At 56.1% G+C, this 725-nt stretch carries 1 pseudogene; it reads left to right on the top strand.

The features are described from left to right. A pseudogene (locus tag ACP5MM_RS09825) lies at positions 1-368 on the top strand (hypothetical protein); the annotation flags it as partial. Positions 369-725: the final 357 nt, after the last annotated feature.

Below are 725 nucleotides of genomic sequence, written 5' to 3'. Positions count from 1 at the left end.
ATGGGGATCTGGAGCGTATCGTGCATCTGGCGCGTCTGGTCGGTGCCGCGCAGGATTCCATGAGTGATGAAATCGTGACGCGGTTGGCGGGCATGGCCAGCAACGCCATGTGCCTGCTCGACCGGGCCACCCGCACCGGCGTCATGGAGCGGATGGTGGCGGTGGCGGAAAAGGTGGATCAGGAGCATATCCTGACCGACTTCCTCCGCTGTCTGGCCGGGGCCACGGAAGAAGCGGCCCATGCCCCTCCCCCCAAAGGCGGCATCACCGGACTCTGGGAACTGATAAAACAACCGGAAACCCAGCAAACCATCCAGTTCCTCATGCTCCTCGGAAAACACTTCCGATCCTGCCGTCTCAAACACTGAGGCCCCACCTCAACCATTCCTTTTTAAAAGCGTTCTACTCGCCCCGCTTGTAGCTCCCTGATCTTCCGGGAGCTTTTTTCTGTAGCCCCGCATCTCAGTAGCTGTAAACCAGGCCCACCGTGCCATGAATTATGACAACGACAGTCAAAGCACGCGGAAGGCGAACGGTTGACGACCATGGACAACCAACGTTATAACCTAACCCGTTGTTCAAGAACTCGCCCAGCTTGAGTCGCCCCATTTCTGAAATGCTTGCTGACACTTGGGCAAGGGCTAGAAATGAGGCAGAACTTGTAATGGCGTTCATCGGGCAAACGAAAACTTAGGGAAATAGGGAAATTCAGATATCAGGTTGGG

The sequence above is a fragment of the Acidithiobacillus sp. genome (assembly GCF_049965315.1).
Classification (GTDB): Bacteria; Pseudomonadota; Gammaproteobacteria; order Acidithiobacillales; family Acidithiobacillaceae; genus Acidithiobacillus_B.
The sequence above is the reverse complement of the archived record's forward strand: the minus strand, read 5'-3'. Positions and strand labels throughout refer to the sequence as shown.